A 19,067-nucleotide genomic window follows, 5' to 3' on the forward strand; every position below is an offset into this window, starting at 1 on the left:
ATGGAAAAAACGTGTACAAGTGTTTGGGAAAGTTGTCTTGCAGTAATAAAAGATAATATTCCCACGCAAAGTTTCAAGACATGGTTCGAGCCCGTTAAAGCTGTACGTCTAGAAGGAAACGTTTTAACTATTCAAGTACCAAGCTTGTTCTTCTATGAGTGGTTGGAAGAGCATTATGTAGGTATTCTCAGAAAAACAGTTAAAAAATTCTTGGGGGAACAAGGTAGACTTGAGTACAACATTGTTGTGGAGAAGTCTTCTGCGAACCCACCTTACACTACGAACATTCCGTCGAATGGGAATGGTGCTGAGGGCAAGAAACAATCAATTCCTGTTCCTGTTGCATTAAATAAGAACATCAAGAATCCATTTGTAATTCCTGGGTTAAAGAAATTACAAGTTGATCCTCAATTAAATCAAAACTATACGTTTGACAATTTTATTGAAGGCGAATGTAACCGATTGGCACGTTCGGCTGGATATGCTGTCGCGAATAAACCAGGAGGAACATCTTTCAACCCATTGATGATTTATGGAGATGTAGGTTTAGGTAAAACCCACTTAGCTCAAGCAATAGGAAATGAGATCAAGCGTAATTTACCAGACAAATTGGTAATTTATGTTTCATGTGAGAAGTTCTGTCAGCAATTTGTTGATTCATTAAAGAACAACACAATTAATGATTTCGTCAATTTTTACCAGGCGATGGATGTTATTATTATGGATGACGTTCATAATTTCTCAGGTAAAGAGAAGACGCAGGACATTTTCTTCCACATTTTTAATCACTTGCACCAAACAGGTAAGCAAATTATCTTAACATCGGATAAGGCGCCGAAGGATCTTTCAGGTTTAGAGGAAAGGTTATTGAGTCGCTTTAAATGGGGTTTATCAGCGGATATTCAGGTTCCAGATTTAGAGACCAGAATGGCGATCCTCAAGAAGAAGATGTATTCAGATGGTATTGAGTTACCTGAGAGTGTGGTTGAATATGTGGCAAATCAGATTGATAACAGTGTCCGGGAATTAGAAGGAGCAATGGTTTCCTTATTGGCGCAATCGACTCTTAATAAGAGGGAGATTGATTTAAACTTGGCGAAGTCGATGTTAAAGAACTTTGTTAAGTATACGCATAAGGAAATATCAATGGAGTACATCCAAAAACTCGTATGTGAATACTTTGAGGTACCAGTTGAAATGGTTAAATCGAAAGTTCGTAAACGTGAAATCGTACAAGCAAGACAGATTTCAATGTATTTGGCTAAGAATCATACCAAATCATCGTTGAAATCGATCGGAAATTTCTTTGGTGGACGTGACCACTCAACCGTTATTTATGCTTGCCAAACAGTTGAAGACCTTATCGAAACGGATAAGAAATTCAAGACTTATGTGCAAGACATCCAAAAGAAATTGAAGGCATCTTAAAGAAAAAAAACATTGTAAAGAAAAGAAATTCAAAAGCTTGAGAGAAGATCTCAAGCTTTTTTTTGTTTATATGGGAAATTGTATTGTTCGATGGGGATAAAATGAGAAAAGGGTTTGCATCTGCAAACCCTTTTCTATTATGAAACATGAATATTAGTTAGATTATTGTACTTCTTTAGGTTCAGGCATTTGAGCTTTTTTAGCTGCACGAGCCTCAACGATTTTCGCGTACAATGGTTTTTGTTCATCTGTTAATAGATCGCTTACTTTTTTATCTAAGTCAGCGTTCAATGCCTCAAATTGCGTAGCTTTTGCATCTGCAGCAGCAGTAGTATCTGCCTTTAAGGCTAATTTTGCTTTTTTATGCTCTAATACAACAGTATAAATCTGTGCTTGTTGATCATCTGTCAAGTTTAACTGTTGAGTCCATTCGGTTACAGTTGCTTTTGCTTTTTCTTCAGGGTTTACTTCCTGTGCAAATGTTAGAGTTAACGAAAATAATACTGCGGATACTGCTAAAAATAACTTTTTCATGATTTTAATTTTTTTGTTTTTAATATTTAATTATTTACTCCGTTTCTGTACAATAAATAACATCGGAATTGTATTTTTTATTGTGTGATTGTATCATGTTTGTTACTTTTTAACATTTCTTAACAAGATAATAAATTCAACTGAAGGTGTTATTATTTACAAAACAGTGCCTTTAAATAGTTTTTAAGCAGGATTTTAGTTAAATTCTGATTATTTGAGTTGAATTGAAAAAAAAATAAGGTTGTGACAAAATAAAGATCTAAGACTGTTGAAAGAGTCTAAAACCAATTGTTGTAATTCAATAAAAAAATAAGTGTTATGGAGTAATAATAGATTGAATATTCTGGAAAAAGTCTTCTTCCTGATCTATTTTGATATCAATAGGAATATAATAGATAGGAATATTTAATAAAGGCTGTAGATCTATACGTTGCGCATCCTTTTCGGTGGTCAATAAAATAGTATTCGTTTCAGAATTTAGTTTCTCGTGCCGAGCTTTGATGACCTTATAGTCAAATTCATCGAATTGATGATGATCAGGAAATTTCAAATGCTCAAAAGATGCTTGAGCAGCATGTAAATATTGTACTAACGGTTTAGGGTTAGCAATCCCTGTAATAAGAAGGATTTTTGTTTGGCTAATATTAAGATCCTCTATCCTATCAAGCAGCGGAACGAGGTTCTTATAGATAATATGGCTATAATATATCTTCGCGGATTTATTATAGCGTCGAACTTTTTGTTCAATGATTACTTTACTCTCATCGGGAATATGTTCAGGACATTTACTGATTAAGATAATATCTGCCCTTTTGGTTTGATTGAAGGTGTCCCGATATTGTCCAGTGGGCAATAAAATAATGGGTTCTAAAATAGATTGGTATTCAAAGACCAGAATTGCACAGGTTGCTGTGATTTTACGGTGTTGGAATGCATCATCCAATAAGATAAGATTGTTTTCCTTACTTAAAATCTGAATGCCTTCTGCCCTATTTTCATCGACGGCAACATTAATTTCAGGGAAGTTTTTTTTGAATTGAAGGGGTTCATCACCTACATTTTCGACTTTATCATCAATTTGAACCAATCGAAAGCCTTTCGTTTTTCTACCATATCCACGGCTTAGCGTGGCGACCTGGTATTGTTTTTTGAAATGCTCGATTAGTTTTTGTGTTAAAGGGCTTTTACCAGCACCACCTACAGCGAGGTTTCCAATAACAATTGTCTTGATATCAAAAGTTTTGGAGGGGAATATTTTAAGATCATACAGCAGGTTCCTGATCCATATAATGAGGGTATATAGGATGGTAAAAGGAAATAATAACCATCTTAACAGCTGTATCATTACTTTTTAATTAGCTTAATACCGACATCATTTATTCCTCTTAATGGATTTTCACGCATATTTTGTTGAATTGAAAACACATATTTTCCAGTATCCGGAAAGGTAAAGTCATCCATTAGCAATTTGGATTGCTCATATAGATTTCCGGCAGTATTTCCAAGCCAACGGCCATCAGTTTCAGCAAGTTTCATTTCATATCTGACACTGGTATCTTGAGCGGATTTTCCAGAATATTTGATCAGGAAAGAAAAATTAGCATATGGATAATATGCGGTATGTCTGAGGTTAAGGAAAAGCTTGTATTTATCCTGTTTATTTAGGACATCAATTTGGAATTCGGGTTTATTTCCGTTATCCCAGAGTTGACCTGGGATAACAGAATTTCTTTCATAGAAAGCCCCTTCCTGACAGGAGGTCAGTAAAAAAACAACAATAGCTATAAATAGTAATTTATGCATTGGATTAATAATTAACCCTCAGAGTTATTGTCTTTATTTTTATTATTATTAAATCTTCTATTCTTATTCTGCGGTCTTCTATTTTTATTTCTTTGACCTTCTGCAGTTTCCGAATTAGGATTATTTTCTTTTTGCCTAGGCTGGTTATTACCGTTGTTTTGCGGTTTATTTTCAGCTTTTGGCTTTTGACTACCTTGTTCAGGAGTTGGTTTTTGACCGTTTTCAGGTTTTCCAGGACTCTTTTTAGGTTTACGCTTTTTCTTCTTTTTATTGCGTTCATCCAAGCGGGTCAGACTGTCTTGTCCAACCACGTTTTCATAGTCCGGAATTGCCACATTGATTACTTCCTCTTTTTCAGGAACAATTAATTCCTGTGGTTTTTTGCCTTGAGAATTCAATTCAGCGAATTCTTTCACTTGTTCTACAGACAAAGGAATCCAAGACTCGGCATGCGGATAAGAGAACCACATGGTTTTTTTGAAGATATCTGTTTTTTGAAGATAAGCAACCCCAGAATGCGTTTCAATACGGTCGATATTATTTGGAATATCCTTTAGGGCATCCATATAGCTGTCTAATTCATAGTTTAGACAACATTTTAATTTTCCACATTGACCTGCTAATTTGAGGGTATTCAGAGAAAGGTTTTGATATCGAGCTGCCGAGGTAGAAACCGTTTTAAAGTCGGTTAACCAGGTTGAACAGCACAATTCACGACCACAAGACCCAATACCACCAAGGCGGCTTGCTTCTTGACGCATTCCAATCTGTCTCATTTCGATTCGGATTCGGAAAGCTTCCGCCATTCTTTTAATCAATTCCCGGAAATCTACCCTACCTTCTGCTGTGTAGTAGAAAGTAGCTTTGGTTTTATCACCTTGGTAATCGACATCAGAAATTTTCATGGATAAGCCAAGCTCCAACGCTAAATTACGAGCACGGTGCATGGTTTCCCATTCCAAGTCTTTCGCCAGATTATATTTAGCAACATCATTTTCTGTTGCCTTCCGGTATACTTTTTTGATAACGTCTTCAGGCTTAACGTTATTCTTTTTCAATTGTAGTCTAACCAATTCACCAGTTAAAGAGACGTGTCCAATATCGTATCCCCCAGTATTAGGTTCTACCACGACCATTTCTCCCATTTCCAGGTAAATGTTGTCCGAATTAATAAAGAACTCTTTTCTTGAGCCTTTAAAACGAACTTCCACAATATCAAAAGGTTTATAGTTAGATGGTAAGTCCATATCGACTAACCAATCGTAAACATCTAATTTATTACATCCGCTGGTCATGCACGTACCATTGTTATTACATCCTGCTGGTACAGTGCCAAGTGTGTTACTTCCGCAACCACCCCCGGATGAGCAACTGCCACATCCCATATTTCTAAAATTATATATATTGAGTTCCTTGTTGGAACGTATTGTATTTAAATAATAAAACTAACTGCAAAGATAAATCTAAAAATAATATTTTAGGATTTGCATTTCTTTCGACAGAATAATGTGTTTTTTCGAGCATTTCAATTGCTGCTTGCAATTTTTCGAGCGTGGTAAATTCGCTGAATTTTTTCACAAAATCTAATTCTGCATCTTTTAAAAAGACTAATTGATCCAAACCTTGGTTTAATAGGACAATTTGCCTTAATACATTTATACTATAAAGGAGGAATAACTTTTGGTTTTCCCTTCCCAATTTGCTGATTTCCTCCTCACAGATTTGAATAATATTCAATCCAGCATCCGTTACGACACACCTTAACCACCGAATAAGGAGGTCAAAGTTTTGATTTGAGGATTCGTCCATTTGATCCAATGCAGATTGCATATTTCCATCGGCAATAAATGCAATTTCATTCGCACGATTAGGATCAATATTTTTATCATTGACAAGGAATTGAGTTATTTCCTGATGGGAAAGCTTGTTTACTTTCAATAATTGAGTTCTAGAGATAATGGTATTTAAAATCTTGTCTTGATTTTCTGCCACTAAAAGGAACAAAGTTTTTTCTGAAGGTTCTTCTATCAGCTTCAAGAGGGCATTTCCTTGGGTGTCCAAGTATTCCGGAAGCCACATGATTAACACTTTATATTCAGCTTCAAAAGCTTTTAAGCTTAGTTTTTTAATTATATCATGCGCTTCAGCGATATTGATATTCGCTTGTTTATTTTCCGCATCCAATTGATTTCTCCAATGGCTCAAGCTGAGGTATGGGTTTTCGAGAAAGGCTTTTCGCCAATCTTCCATATAGGTGCTTGCGGTTTCATCGGCTTTTTTTGCGAAGAAAGGGTAGGAAAAATGGAGGTCGGGGTGTATTAATTTTTCATATTTTAGGCAGGAAGGACAGTGTCCACAGCTATCGTTTTCAAGTTTGTTCTCGCAATTGATAAATTGGGCGTAAGCGACAGCCAAAGCTAAACTTCCGGAACCTTCTGGTCCTAAGAATAGTTGAGCGTGACTGACACGGTTTTCCTTTACCGTTGAAACAAGATGCTGCTTGATGGCCTGATGGCCTACGATTTTTTTAAATTGCATACCTAATCTTACAAATGTACAAATTTTAATGCAGTGCTTTTTAATGTTTATGTGTGCGAACTAGAATTTGAATTGCAAAAAATTAGATTCTTTTCTGTATTATTGCAATAAAATCTATTAGCTAAAAGAAATGAGATTTATTGTATCTACATCTATATTACTTAAACAATTACAAGCTATTAGTGGCGCCTCTAGCTCCAGCACGGTGCTACCAATCCTAGAAAACTTTCTATTTGAAATTAAGGACAACCTTCTGACGATTTCCGCTACGGATTTGCAGACCAGTATGGTTACGACTTTACAGATTGAAGCGAAGGAGGAAGGCCGCGTGGCAATGCCGTCAAAAATCTTGATTGAGACTTTAAAAACTCTTCCAGATCAGCCGGTAGCATTTTCTGTAGATACGAAGACCTTAGCGATTGAGATCTCTGCGGGAGACGGAAAATATAAACTGAGCGGAGAAAATGCGGATGATTTCCCTAAAATCCCAGTTGTAGAAAATACCTCTACGGTAAATATCTCGGCAGCAATTTTATTGGAAGCCATCAATAAGACCATTTTTGCAGTGAGTAATGATGAATTACGCCCGGCGATGTCTGGCGTTTTTGTTCAGTTGGCCGAGCAATCTACCACATTTGTTGCTACAGATGCGCATAAATTGGTTCGCTATCGTCGTACGGATGTAACTGCCGATAAGCCGACATCCATCATTCTACCTAAGAAAGCACTAACTTTATTGAAATCATCACTACCCTCAGATGATGTGAATGTTTCAATTGAGTATAATAATACGAATGCATTCTTCCAATTCGGAACGATTAACTTGATTTGTCGATTAATTGATGAACGTTATCCGGATTATGAAGCTGTAATTCCTCGTTTAAACCCAAATAAATTAACAGTTGATCGTTCATTGTTTTTAAATACATTACGTCGCGTAGTGATTTTTGCAAACAAGACGACGCATCAAGTAAGGTTAAAGATTTCGGGAAGTGAATTACATATTTCTGCTGAAGACTTAGATTTTTCTAATGAAGCTCACGAGCGATTGAGTTGTCAATTTGAAGGTGAGGACATGGAAATCGGTTTCAATGCTAAGTTTTTAGTGGAAATGCTTAATAATCTAAGTTGCGAAGAAGTTGTCTTGGAAATGAGTACTCCTAATCGTGCTGGATTATTAGTTCCAGCGATTAAAGAGGATCATGAAGATATCTTAATGTTGGTAATGCCTGTGATGTTAAACAATATTTAATAGCTCAAAACTTTGGATTTAATTTATTCCCTAATTGACTTTATCCTCCATATTGATGATCATTTGGTTGAGATAGTCAATAATTATCAGACATGGACTTATTTGATTCTATTTCTGATCATTTTTGCTGAGACTGGACTTGTCGTTACGCCTTTCCTTCCAGGAGACTCCTTGCTATTTGCTACAGGAGCAATCATTGCTAAACCTGAAACGGACTTAAATGTCTTTGTGATGTGGGGATTATTAATGGTAGCAGGTATCCTAGGTGATATGGTTAATTACCACGTTGGAAAATATCTGGGGCCTAAAGCATTTTCAGGGAAATATAAATTTCTAAAGAAAGAATATTTGGACAAAACGGAGAAGTTTTACGAGAAATATGGTGGTAAAACCATTATTTATGCGCGTTTTGTTCCTATTGTAAGAACATTTGCTCCATTTGTAGCGGGCGTAGGCTCGATGTCATATGGGAAATTTGCTTCTTATAATGTTATCGGCGCGATTCTATGGGTTACATCCTTTTTATTTATTGGTTATTTCTTTGGAGGATTACCAATTATCAAGGATAATTTTACCCTAGTGGTATTCGCCATAATTATTTTGTCAATACTGCCTCCAATTATTGAGGTAATCAAAGAAAAATACGGTAAAAAGAAGGAAGCTGAATAAGCTTCCTTTTTTTTTGTGCTCTAAATTTTGTTGAAATAAAAACATATTCCTGATCAAGAATTAGCTTGGTGTAATTCTTGTAGTTGAGAGTTGAATTTGAAAACATGGAATTAATATCAACCTTAATTGACTTTATCTTACATATCGATAAGCATTTAATCGATATCACTCAAGAATATCAGACCTGGACCTATCTCATTTTATTTCTGATCATCTTTGCTGAAACAGGGCTTGTTGTTACGCCTTTTCTCCCAGGAGATTCGGTTCTCTTTGCGATGGGGGCATTGATTGCTAAACCGGAAACAAATTTAAGCTTAATTATTATGCTTGGTTTGCTGATAGCGGCAGCCATTATTGGAGATTTTGTGAATTATGAAATCGGCAAACATTTTGGGCAAAGAGTGTTCACGAAGGAATCGAAGATTTTCAAGCTGTCGTATTTAGAGAAGACGCAGGGTTTTTATAATAAATACGGGTTAAAAACGATCATATATGCTCGTTTTGTTCCCATAGTAAGAACATTTGCTCCATTTGTTGCCGGAGTCGTAAAGATGCCTTATTCCAAATTTGGCTTATACAATATTGTAGGAGGAGTTCTTTGGGTAAGTCTATTTTTATTGGGCGGATATTTCTTTGGACAGATTCCATTTGTCAAAAACAACTTTTCCATAGTTGTTTTGGCTATAATTGGGATTTCATTGTTACCCCCTATTATTGAGGTTATTAAGGAAAAGACGAGAAAAAAAGTTGCTTAAATTGAGTTTTACTTTTAAACGATGCTCATAATCTGAAGTCATTTACCTTAAAGGAGCTATGAGATATTTATTATTTGCTTTTATCATTTGGGCACAACCTATTCTAGCCCAGAACATCAAAATCGACCGACGCGAAGCTAAAAAGGCCTTCAACTATCTGAATGATTTTCGGATGAACCCCAAAAAATATGGTCGAGAAATCCGAGTTAAGAATTTGAGAAATGTCAAACAGCAGAAATTAGTTTGGAATGAACAGCTTGCCAAGGTTGCAGAAGAGAGGGTGAAGGATATGGCAAAGCGGAATTATTTTGATCATACAGACCCTGACGGATATGGGCCGAATTACCATATTAATCGTGCTGGATATTATTTAAATGCGGATTGGCTTAAAAAGCGAAACACGAATAATTTTGAGTCTATTGGAGCGAACCATGAAACAGCGGTTGACGGGATTAAAGCTTTTATTATCGGTCGCGGTTCGCCTGGATTTATGCACCGGAAACATGTATTGGGGCTGGATGAGTGGAATGGTTCCTTGGAAGATATAGGCATCGGGTTTGCGCGAGTTAAAAGAGGAAGTCGTTATAAAACCTATTTATGCGTGATTATTGCCAAACATGATTGGTAAATCAGTTTTTCTTTTCTTGAAGTTTTATACCTTTGCATATGATAAAATCGATGACAGGTTATGGTATGGGTACTGCCGAGAACGGCAAAGTTAAGTATACCGTAGAAATCAAGTCCTTAAATTCTAAGTTTTTAGAATTGAATCTTCGTTTGCCAAAAGCGGTTTCAGATAAGGAATTAGCATTACGTGGGGAATGTAGTAAGCTAATCGAACGCGGTAAGGTTAATATAAATATCACAACTGAGTATGTTGATCAAACGGCAAAAGCTGCAAATATCAACGCCGATTTATTAAAAGAATATTATAAGCAATTACAAGACATCGCCTTTCAATTAGGGGATACAAAGGCAAATCTATTTGAACAAGCCTTAAATATGCCTGAAGTGATCAGCCATGATGACGAGATTGATGAGGAAGAGGGAAAAGTCTTAATGAATTCTTTCTTTGCGGCAGTTAAACAATTCAATAATTTCAGGGTTGATGAAGGAAAGGTATTGAAACAAGACCTAGAACATCGTGTAGCTTTGATTTTATCCTATTTAACCGAGGTTGAAGCAGTAGAAGGCAGTCGTATTCCATTGATTCGCGAAAGGATCAATCAATATATGGAAGAGGCTGTAGGTAAGGAAAATGTAGATATGAATCGTTTCGAGCAGGAATTGGTTTTTTATATTGAGAAACTTGATATTACCGAGGAGAAGGTTCGCTTACGTTCGCATTGCAATTATTTTGTAGAGGCCTTGAACAGCCAGGATTCCAACGGGAAGAAATTAGGTTTTATTTCTCAAGAAATGGGTCGCGAGATCAACACATTGGGTTCTAAGGCCAACAACGCTCAAATTCAACAAATCGTTGTGAAGATGAAGGATGAATTGGAGAAAGTCAAAGAACAACTATTAAACGTATTATAGGATGAGTGGGAAACTAATTATCTTTTCTGCTCCATCCGGGGCGGGAAAAACGACTATCGTTAGAAGGCTATTAGAAAAGCATGGAGATAAGATTGCTTTTTCCATTTCCGCGAGTACGCGTCAGCCGCGAGGAGCCGAAGTTGATGGAGTTGACTATTACTTTATCAGCAAGGAAAACTTCTTACACAAGGTTGCTAAACATGAATTCATTGAATTTGAAGAAGTTTATTCAGGGACTTTTTATGGGACTTTAAGATCTGAAGTTGAGCGTATCTGGAGCGAAGGTAAGCATGTGATTTTTGATATTGATGTGGTTGGTGGATTGCGTTTGAAATCAAAATTTCCAGAGCAAGCCTTAGCGATATTTGTAAACCCACCTTCATTGGATGTATTAAAAGAAAGGTTAACCGGGAGAGGTACTGACTCGGAAGAGAAGCTAAAAGAGCGTTTTGCGAAAGCAGAGCACGAATTGAGTTTTGCTGATAAGTTTGATGTTATCCTTCAAAACAACGATTTGGAAACCGCTTGTGCCGAAGCAGAGAAATTAGTTTTAGATTTTATTAATTCCTAAATATGTCAAAAAGTAAAGTTGGATTATTCTTTGGTTCCTTTAATCCTGTGCATATTGGTCACTTGATTATTGCCAATTATATGGCCAACTATACTTCACTGGACGAGGTTTGGTTTGTCGTGTCCCCACAGAATCCATTTAAGGAGAAAAAAAGCCTTGGGAACATGTATGATCGCCTGGAAATGGTCAATTTAGCCATTGATGGGGCTGAAAAATTAAGAGCTAGCGACATTGAGTTCAATTTGCCACAACCCTCCTACACCATCGATACCCTTGTTCATTTAGCAGAGAAATATCCCAGCAAGGAGTTTATCCTTATTATGGGAGAAGATAATCTGCAAGGACTTTCTAAATGGAAGAATGCGGAGATCCTACTTCGAGATTATAAGATAGTGGTTTATCCAAGACCAGGATACGAAGCCCCTGAGGATTTAAAGAACCATCCATCCATTAGCATGACTGATACCCCTGTTATGGAGTTGTCTTCTACTTTTTTAAGGAATGCCATCAAAGAAGGTCGTTCGATAAAGTTTTATACACCGGATGCGGTAGTTGATTTTATTGATAAAAAAGGCCTTTATTCTGCGTAAAAGACCATTCACATTTACTTAATTAAAATTTTAAATATTTTTAACAAACCATTTTTGACAGCTCCTGTTTATGCTATATATCAAATTAATAATAGGAGGAAAAAAGAAATGGATAAACTAGATTTAAAAGGAAAATGGAACGAGTTAAAGGGTAAAATCAAGCAACAATACGCTGAATGGACGGATGATGATTTAGCTTATGAAGAGGGAAAAGATGATGAGTTGTTAGGTAAATTACAGCAAAAGCTTGGAAAGACAAGAGAAGAAGTAATTGACTGGTTGAATAAACTAGGCTAATAATTATAAGAATAAAGGAGAAAGTCGATCGGGAGGTCGACTTTCTTTTTTTGATTATTACTAACTTAGCATTATGACAAAGAAGAGACCCACAATTTTGGTTGTAAACGATGATGGTATTACAGCGCCAGGAATTAAAGTGCTATTAGAGGTAATGCAAGAAATTGGAGATGTCGTTGTGGTGGCACCAGACAGTCCTCAATCGGGAATGGGTCATGCCATTACGATTGGAAAACCGCTTCGTTTGGATAAGATTGATTTGTATCCGGGGGTTGAGATGTATAAGTGTTCAGGTACTCCGGTGGATTGTGTAAAATTGGCAGTAAACAAAATTTTTAAGGGTAAGAAACCAGATTTATGTGTTTCAGGCATCAATCATGGGTTGAATTATTCCATTAATGTTTTGTATTCAGGGACGATGTCTGCGGCGGTAGAGGGAGCGATTGAAGGGATTCCTTCCATTGGCTATTCTTTAGATGATTTTTCTCATAATGCGGACTTTTCTCATACGAGATCTTGGGTAAAAACAATTGCAGAACAGGTTTTGATCAATGGTCTTCCTAAAAACTCTTTGTTGAATGTTAATTTTCCAAACAAGAGTGTAGAGATCAAGGGTATTAAAATTTGTCGTCAGGCAAATGCGAAGTGGTTTGAGGAGTTTGATGAGCGATTAGACCCTTATAATAGAGAGTATTTTTGGATGACTGGAAAATTTGATTTACAAGATCGAGGCGAGGATACAGATGCGTATGCGATATTAAATGGTTTTGTTTCTATCGTTCCGACTCAATTTGACATGACAGCACACCATGTAATTCCGGAATTAAATTCATGGTCATTTGATAAGTAAAGATGAAGAACAATTTTCTTTTTGGGGTAATACTGGGGCTGATATGTCCACTAATAGCATTTTTGTTGATGCGATATACCCAAGTTCAAGCACAATTATTTCCGGATAAGCCAACAGGCTTATATGTAATTGCAGCAGCCATCAACCTTGTGGGTTGTTGGATTAGTTACAAGAAAGAGAAGGATCAGATTGGGAACGGCTTGGTATTGGCGACATTTTTAGGGATGATGGCTTTGGTATTAACGAAGAACATCAATATTTTTTAATAGTAGGAAGATGGAATTGACATTAGGGTTTTCTCCTTGTCCGAATGACACGTTTATTTTTGACGCGTTAATTCATAATAAAATAGATTGTGAAGGCTTACAGTTTCACGTGGAATACCATGACGTGGAGACCTTGAATGCGAAGGCTTTTCGGGGAGAGTTAGATATAACGAAGTTAAGTTATCATGCATTTGCTTATGCCTTAGAGGATTATGAGTTATTGGATGCGGGTTCTGCGCTTGGGTTTGGGGTTGGTCCTTTACTGATATGCAGAGATAAAGTATTGGCCGAGGAATTGGCTGGGTATGTAGGGAAAGAAATGCCAGATAAGTTTAAGGATTTAAGAGTTGGAATTCCCGGGAAATATACAACGGCAAATTTTTTATTAAGCTTAGCTTTTCCTAGTTTGCAGAACAAAGAGATCCTCGTTTTTTCAGAGATTGAACAATCCTTATTGGATGGGGACATTGATGTTGGGTTAATCATTCATGAGAATAGGTTTACCTATATGGAAAAAGGCCTACATAAGGTTGTAGATTTAGGGGATTTTTGGGAGAGAGCTACAGGATCAGCGATTCCATTGGGTGGAATAGTGATAAAAAGGTCATTACCGAGGGAAGTAAAGCAGAAGGTAAACAGACTGATAGCTGAGAGTGTTCGGTTTGGTTTTTCACATCCGAAATCAGGAATTGAATATATCCGTTCACATGCACAGGAAATGGAGGAATCAGTGATGTATAAGCATATTGAATTATATGTAAACAAGTATTCGGAAGACCTTGGGGAAGAGGGGAAAAAGGCCATTTTGGAGATGTTTGAAAAGGCAAAAGAATTAAACCTAGTGCCTAGTACGAATAAAAATATATTTTTAGAAAAATAATTGATAAAAAAGAATGGGGAAAGCATTAGTTATCAACCTTAATAACTAAATTTGCCCGGTTAATGTCAAAATGTCTGCTTATTGTAATTGGAGTCATTATTGTACATGCGAATTGAGAAATAGAAAATTATGTTAAAGTTTTTAAGCAAGTTATTTGGTAGTAAATCCGAGAGAGACGTTAAGGGTGTACAGCCATTAGTTAATAAAATCAAGGAAGAATACGAGAAATTATCTGGATTGACGCATGACGAATTACGTGCGAAGACCTTAGATTTTAAACAGAGGATTAGCACCTATTTACAAGACATCGATAATGAGATCAATGGTCTGAAGGAGGAAGCAGAAGCTACTGAGGATATGGAGTTAAAAACTTCGACCTATGACAAGATTGACAAATTGACAAAAGATCGCGACAAGAAGCTTGAGGAAGTATTATTAGAAATATTGCCTGAAGCTTTTGCTGTTGTAAAAGACACGGCACGTCGATTTACTGAAAATAAAGAAATTGAAGTTAGCGCTTCAGAATTTGACAGAGAAATTGCGGCTCGCAAGCCAAATGTTAGCATCCAAGGCGACAAAGCAGTTTGGAAAAACACTTGGACAGCAGCAGGCACCGAAGTAACCTGGAACATGGTCCACTATGATGTTCAGTTGATCGGTGGTATTGTATTACACCAAGGAAAGATTGCTGAGATGTCTACAGGTGAGGGTAAAACCTTAGTTGGAACATTGCCTACATACTTAAACGCATTAGCGGGTCAAGGAATTCACATCGTAACGGTGAATGATTACTTAGCACGTCGTGACTCGGAGTGGAACGGGCCAATTTTTGAATTCCACGGATTAAGTGTTGATTGTATTGATAAATATCAACCGAACTCACCACAACGTCGTCAAGCTTACATGTGCGATATCGTTTATGGTACGAACAATGAGTTTGGTTTCGATTATTTACGTGATAACATGACCAATACAAAAGAATCCATGGTTCAACGTAAATTGCACTTTGCAATGATCGATGAGGTGGATTCGGTATTAATTGATGATGCTCGTACGCCATTAATTATCTCTGGTCCAATTCCTATGGGTGATCAACATGAGTTTTATCAACTAAAACCAAGGATTGAGCGCTTAGTAAATGCTCAAAAAGCATATATCAATACCGTATTAAACCAAGCAAAGAAAGCTATTGCTGACAATGATACAGATCCTGAAAAAGGAGGATTGGCATTGTTCCGTGCCTACCGTGGTTTACCTAAGAACAAAGCATTAATTAAATATCTATCAGAAAGCAATCACCGTCAGATATTACAAAAAGTAGAAAACTACTATATGCAAGAGCAAAACCGTCATATGCCGAAGGCAGATGCAGAGTTGTTCTTTGTAATTGATGAGAAAAACAATCAGGTAGAACTTACAGAAAAAGGGATTGAATTAATCACTGCTACTGGTGAGGATCCGAATTTCTTCATCCTTCCAGATGTAGGAACTGAGATTGCTGAGATTGAAAAATCAGATTTGCCTGTTGAAGAGAAGGCGCAGCAAAAAGAGGAGTTAATGCGTGATTATTCAGTTAAGGCTGAGCGTATTCACTCTATCAACCAATTATTGAAAGCTTATACCCTATTTGAAATTGATGATCAATATATCGTTGATGAGGGTAAAGTTAAGATTGTTGATGAGCAAACAGGTCGTATTATGGATGGTCGTCGTTATTCTGACGGGTTACACCAAGCGATCGAGGCGAAAGAAAATGTAAAAGTAGAGGATGCTACACAAACCTATGCTACCATTACTTTACAGAACTACTTCCGTATGTACCATAAGCTATCGGGGATGACCGGTACAGCATCTACAGAGGCTGGAGAGCTTTGGGAAATCTACAAATTGGATGTGGTTGAAATTCCGACAAACAAGACTATTCAACGTGATGACCGTCAGGATTTAATCTATCGTACGGCACGTGAGAAATATAATGCAGTAGCACAAGAGATTCAAACATTGACAGAGCAAGGTCGACCAGTATTGGTTGGTACCACATCAGTTGAGATCTCGGAATTATTAAGCCGTATGTTGAAGTTACGTGGTGTAAAACACAACGTGTTGAACGCGAAGCTTCACCAAAAGGAGGCTGATATTGTTGCAGAAGCGGGTCGTCCAGGTCAGGTAACTATTGCTACCAACATGGCGGGTCGTGGTACGGATATTAAGCTTACATCCGAAGTTATCAATGCGGGTGGTTTAGCGATTATTGGTACAGAGCGTCACGAGTCTCGTCGTGTTGACCGTCAGTTAAGAGGTCGTGCGGGACGTCAAGGGGATCCGGGATCATCTCAATTCTTCGTTTCATTAGAAGATCCATTGATGCGTTTATTTGCTTCGGAGCGTATTTCGAACCTCATGGTAAAAATGGGTGTTGAAGACGGAGAGGTAATGCAGCATGGTATGTTGACTAAATCTATTGAACGTGCGCAGCGTAAGGTAGAGGAAAACAACTTTGGTACTCGTAAGCATTTATTGGAGTACGATGATGTGATGAACTCTCAGCGTACAGTAATCTATACGAAACGTAAAAATGCATTATTTGGCGAGCGTCTTGACGTAGATTTGAACAATACAATTTATGATGTTGTTGAAGATGTTGTTTTAGAGGCAAAAGAAGATAATTCATTTGATGAGTTTCAAATCGAAGTGATTCGCGTATTTGCGATCAATCCAGAGATTTCACAAGAAGAATTTAAGAATCAACCTGCTCCAGTATTAGTTGACAAGCTATTTGATCAGGTTATTAATTACTATCACCGTAAGGCTGTGAACATTGCTGAGCAGACATTACCAGTTTTGACAAACGTACTTGCAGAGCGTGGTGCGATGATAGAAAATATCATAGTTCCTTTTACAGATGGAATTCGTGGCATCCAAGTTGCTACAAATTTGCAAAAAGCTGTAGAAAGTAAGGGTAAAGAAGTTTTCAAATCATTTGAGAAAGGTATTGTTCTAGCTTTGATTGACGAAGCATGGAAAGAGCATTTACGCGAAATGGATGATTTAAAACAATCTGTACAGAACGCGCGTTACGAGCAGAAAGATCCGATCATTATCTATAAGATGGAGGCTTACAATTTGTTTAAGACAATGTTAGCTGGCATGAATAAGGATATTGTAAGTTTCTTGTTCAAGGGCGAGATTCCAGGACAGCAGCAAGAGCCTCAAAACATTCAAGCAGCACGCCCAGAAGCGCCGAAGGTAAAAGTTAAAGAGACAAAAGAAGAGTTAAGTTCACCAACAGGAGTATCAGAGGAAGACTTGAATACGCAAGAGCCTCAAATTACCCAACCTATCCGTAATGATCAGGTTATTGGTAGAAACGATGAATGTCCTTGTGGTTCTGGGTTGAAGTATAAAAACTGTCACGGAAAACAAGGTTAATAAAAACATGAAATACAAGGGATTTATAGTAAGCTGTTTGATTCTCTTTGCTTTGGTAAAGGTTTCAAATGCGCAAGAAAACAAAGTTATTGTTGAGAAAGATTCATTAATTGGTCTTTTGCAAGAATATCGTTCTTTTTATGCTTTAAATCCAACTACCAGTAAGGTAGTAAGTTTGGAGCCTAAAACCATTGACAAGTCACGCGCCACACGTGTGAAGGTTCGTGGTTTTAGGGTTCAAATATTTTCTGGTTCTAGCCGTCGGGATGCTGAGAATGTACAGCGCAGCTTTCAGAGCCAAAATTCAGAAATTAACGCTTATTTAGATTATGTAGAACCAAACTACAGGGTCAAAGTGGGTGATTTTACCAGCCGGTCCGCAGCAACGGAATATATGAGACAACTTCGCGGTCGATACAAGAACGTATTTGTCTTTGTTGAAGACGTCTGGACCTGGCAATAGCAGGGGATCGACATGCCAATTTCAAAACAAAAAATTCAAGAATTAGCCCAATCTTATTTTCAAGATACGGTCAACAACAGAAGGTTTCTACATCAGAACCCTGAACTTTCCTTTGAAGAATATAATACTTCAGCCTTTATCAAACAGGTATTGACCGATTTGGGTATTCCATTTGAGTCCATGGCCAATACGGGTGTTGTTGCATTAATTAAGGGAGAATTGCCATCGGATAAGGTCTTAGCATTAAGAGCCGATATGGACGCACTTCCTATTACTGAAGTAGAAGGAAGGTCATATGGCTCTAAGAATATAGGTGTAATGCATGCTTGTGGGCATGATGTTCACACTTCGTCCTTATTAGGGGTGGCCAAGATCTTGAATGAATTGAAAGCTGAGTTTGGCGGTACTTTAAAGCTTATTTTTCAGCCTGGAGAAGAAAGATTACCTGGGGGTGCATCCTTAATGATCAAAGAAGGGGTTTTACAGAATCCAGAGCCGCAGGGCATCGTAGGACAGCATGTAATGCCATTTATTGAATCAGGTAAGGTTGGCTTTCGTTCAGGAAAATACATGGCTTCCTGTGATGAATTGTTTATGACGATTCGTGGGAAAGGTGGACATGGAGCAATGCCACATCAAAATATAGATCCTATTGCTATTACAGCACAAATAATATCAGCATTACAGCAAGTTGTAAGTAGAAATGCAGACCCTAGAACTCCAACAGTTTTATCTTGGGGTAAGATTATTGGAAATGGAGCTACCAATGTGATTCCTGAAGAGGTTAATCTGGAAGGGACCTTTAGGACCTTTGACGAGAACTGGAGGGAAGATGCGCATGCTAGAATGCATAAGATGGCCGTTGGGATTGCTGAAAGCATGGGGGCTACCTGTGACTTTGAAATCAGAAAGGGTTATCCATTCTTAATCAATGAAGCCAAGATAACAGAAGCTGCCAGATCGTATGCGGTTGAGTACCTTGGTGGAGATAACGTATTAGAGCTTGATTTATGGCCTGCTGCGGAAGATTTTGCCTATTATTCCCAAGAAACAAATGCTTGTTTCTACCGATTGGGAACAGGGAATCAAGCAAAAGGAATCAGTTCAGCAGTTCATACGAACACTTTTGATATTGATGAAACCGCACTTCAAACAAGTATCGGTTTGATGTCCTATATTGCAGTTCGTTATTTAGGAGAATAA

20 protein-coding genes are annotated in these 19,067 nt (G+C 37.4%); 15 read left to right on the forward strand and 5 right to left on the reverse strand.

Translation table 11 applies throughout. The annotated features are described in order from the left end of the window. Positions 1 to 1,428 carry a chromosomal replication initiator protein DnaA gene (dnaA, locus tag ACF3OC_RS00005; protein ID WP_392470605.1) on the forward strand — a complete coding sequence of 476 codons (1,428 nt, stop codon included), beginning with the start codon at positions 1 to 3 and terminating at the stop codon, positions 1,426 to 1,428. A gap of 162 nt (positions 1,429 to 1,590) precedes the next feature. Here dnaA and ACF3OC_RS00010 read toward each other — a convergent pair whose 3' ends face one another. The 5 genes from ACF3OC_RS00010 to ACF3OC_RS00030 all read right to left on the reverse strand — a co-directional run bounded on the left by ACF3OC_RS00010 (position 1,591) and on the right by ACF3OC_RS00030 (position 6,303). Next, positions 1,591 to 1,962: a hypothetical protein gene (locus ACF3OC_RS00010; protein ID WP_094258670.1), complete on the reverse strand. Its 372-nt coding sequence runs from the start codon at positions 1,960 to 1,962 to the stop codon at positions 1,591 to 1,593. Between the two features lie 316 nt (positions 1,963 to 2,278). Further along, positions 2,279 to 3,307 (reverse strand): tetraacyldisaccharide 4'-kinase, encoded by a 1,029-nt coding sequence (lpxK, locus tag ACF3OC_RS00015; protein ID WP_094281178.1) that lies wholly within the window; start codon positions 3,305 to 3,307, stop codon positions 2,279 to 2,281. Next, positions 3,307 to 3,765 (reverse strand): gliding motility lipoprotein GldH, encoded by a 459-nt coding sequence (locus ACF3OC_RS00020; RefSeq protein ID WP_094281180.1) that lies wholly within the window; start codon positions 3,763 to 3,765, stop codon positions 3,307 to 3,309. Before ACF3OC_RS00020 ends, lpxK begins: the two co-directional genes overlap by 1 nt. A gap of 11 nt (positions 3,766 to 3,776) precedes the next feature. Continuing rightward, positions 3,777 to 5,060, reverse strand: a complete 1,284-nt coding sequence (locus ACF3OC_RS00025) for a regulatory iron-sulfur-containing complex subunit RicT (protein WP_094281182.1) — start codon at positions 5,058 to 5,060, stop codon at positions 3,777 to 3,779. A 100-nt stretch (positions 5,061 to 5,160) separates the two neighbouring features. Then, a complete protein-coding gene (locus tag ACF3OC_RS00030) occupies positions 5,161 to 6,303 on the reverse strand; it encodes a hypothetical protein (RefSeq protein ID WP_094281184.1) in 1,143 nt (380 codons plus the stop codon). A gap of 130 nt (positions 6,304 to 6,433) precedes the next feature. Between ACF3OC_RS00030 and dnaN the strand changes: the two genes are divergently transcribed. From dnaN to ACF3OC_RS00100, 14 genes are all read left to right on the forward strand, one after another. Further along, a complete protein-coding gene (gene dnaN / locus ACF3OC_RS00035; RefSeq protein WP_094281186.1) occupies positions 6,434 to 7,555 on the forward strand; it encodes a DNA polymerase III subunit beta in 1,122 nt (373 codons plus the stop codon). A 12-nt stretch (positions 7,556 to 7,567) separates the two neighbouring features. Beyond that, complete coding sequence (locus tag ACF3OC_RS00040) at positions 7,568 to 8,224, forward strand: DedA family protein (RefSeq protein WP_094258664.1); 657 nt, start codon at positions 7,568 to 7,570, stop codon at positions 8,222 to 8,224. A gap of 104 nt (positions 8,225 to 8,328) precedes the next feature. After that, complete coding sequence (locus ACF3OC_RS00045; RefSeq protein WP_094281188.1) at positions 8,329 to 8,979, forward strand: DedA family protein; 651 nt, start codon at positions 8,329 to 8,331, stop codon at positions 8,977 to 8,979. 58 nt (positions 8,980 to 9,037) lie between these two features. Beyond that, on the forward strand, positions 9,038 to 9,607 hold the full coding sequence (locus ACF3OC_RS00050; protein ID WP_094281190.1) for a CAP domain-containing protein: 570 nt from the start codon (positions 9,038 to 9,040) through the stop codon (positions 9,605 to 9,607). Between the two features lie 38 nt (positions 9,608 to 9,645). After that, a complete protein-coding gene (locus ACF3OC_RS00055; RefSeq protein WP_094258661.1) occupies positions 9,646 to 10,518 on the forward strand; it encodes a YicC/YloC family endoribonuclease in 873 nt (290 codons plus the stop codon). A 1-nt stretch (position 10,519) separates the two neighbouring features. Beyond that, entirely contained in the window at positions 10,520 to 11,089 is a 570-nt protein-coding gene (gmk, locus tag ACF3OC_RS00060; RefSeq protein ID WP_094281192.1) for a guanylate kinase, read from the forward strand. A 2-nt stretch (positions 11,090 to 11,091) separates the two neighbouring features. After that, positions 11,092 to 11,679 carry a nicotinate (nicotinamide) nucleotide adenylyltransferase gene (nadD, locus tag ACF3OC_RS00065; protein WP_094258659.1) on the forward strand — a complete coding sequence of 196 codons (588 nt, stop codon included), beginning with the start codon at positions 11,092 to 11,094 and terminating at the stop codon, positions 11,677 to 11,679. 108 nt (positions 11,680 to 11,787) lie between these two features. Continuing rightward, a complete protein-coding gene (locus ACF3OC_RS00070; protein WP_094258658.1) occupies positions 11,788 to 11,976 on the forward strand; it encodes a CsbD family protein in 189 nt (62 codons plus the stop codon). Between the two features lie 73 nt (positions 11,977 to 12,049). Continuing rightward, positions 12,050 to 12,826, forward strand: coding sequence for a 5'/3'-nucleotidase SurE (gene surE, locus ACF3OC_RS00075; RefSeq protein WP_094281194.1), 777 nt, complete (start codon positions 12,050 to 12,052; stop codon positions 12,824 to 12,826). A 2-nt stretch (positions 12,827 to 12,828) separates the two neighbouring features. Further along, the gene (locus ACF3OC_RS00080) at positions 12,829 to 13,092 is read left to right on the forward strand and encodes a hypothetical protein (RefSeq protein WP_141202154.1); all 264 of its coding nucleotides are present in this window, start codon (positions 12,829 to 12,831) and stop codon (positions 13,090 to 13,092) included. Positions 13,093 to 13,102: 10 nt separating this feature from the next. Continuing rightward, entirely contained in the window at positions 13,103 to 13,972 is an 870-nt protein-coding gene (locus tag ACF3OC_RS00085) for a 1,4-dihydroxy-6-naphthoate synthase (protein ID WP_094281196.1), read from the forward strand. 129 nt (positions 13,973 to 14,101) lie between these two features. Next, on the forward strand, positions 14,102 to 17,401 hold the full coding sequence (gene secA / locus ACF3OC_RS00090; RefSeq protein ID WP_094281198.1) for a preprotein translocase subunit SecA: 3,300 nt from the start codon (positions 14,102 to 14,104) through the stop codon (positions 17,399 to 17,401). A 7-nt stretch (positions 17,402 to 17,408) separates the two neighbouring features. Then, a complete protein-coding gene (locus ACF3OC_RS00095; RefSeq protein WP_094258653.1) occupies positions 17,409 to 17,864 on the forward strand; it encodes an SPOR domain-containing protein in 456 nt (151 codons plus the stop codon). 12 nt (positions 17,865 to 17,876) lie between these two features. Beyond that, positions 17,877 to 19,067 carry a M20 family metallopeptidase gene (locus tag ACF3OC_RS00100; protein WP_094281200.1) on the forward strand — a complete coding sequence of 397 codons (1,191 nt, stop codon included), beginning with the start codon at positions 17,877 to 17,879 and terminating at the stop codon, positions 19,065 to 19,067.

Source organism: Sphingobacterium cellulitidis, from assembly GCF_043187465.1.
In the GTDB taxonomy this organism is placed as follows: domain Bacteria; phylum Bacteroidota; class Bacteroidia; order Sphingobacteriales; family Sphingobacteriaceae; genus Sphingobacterium; species Sphingobacterium cellulitidis.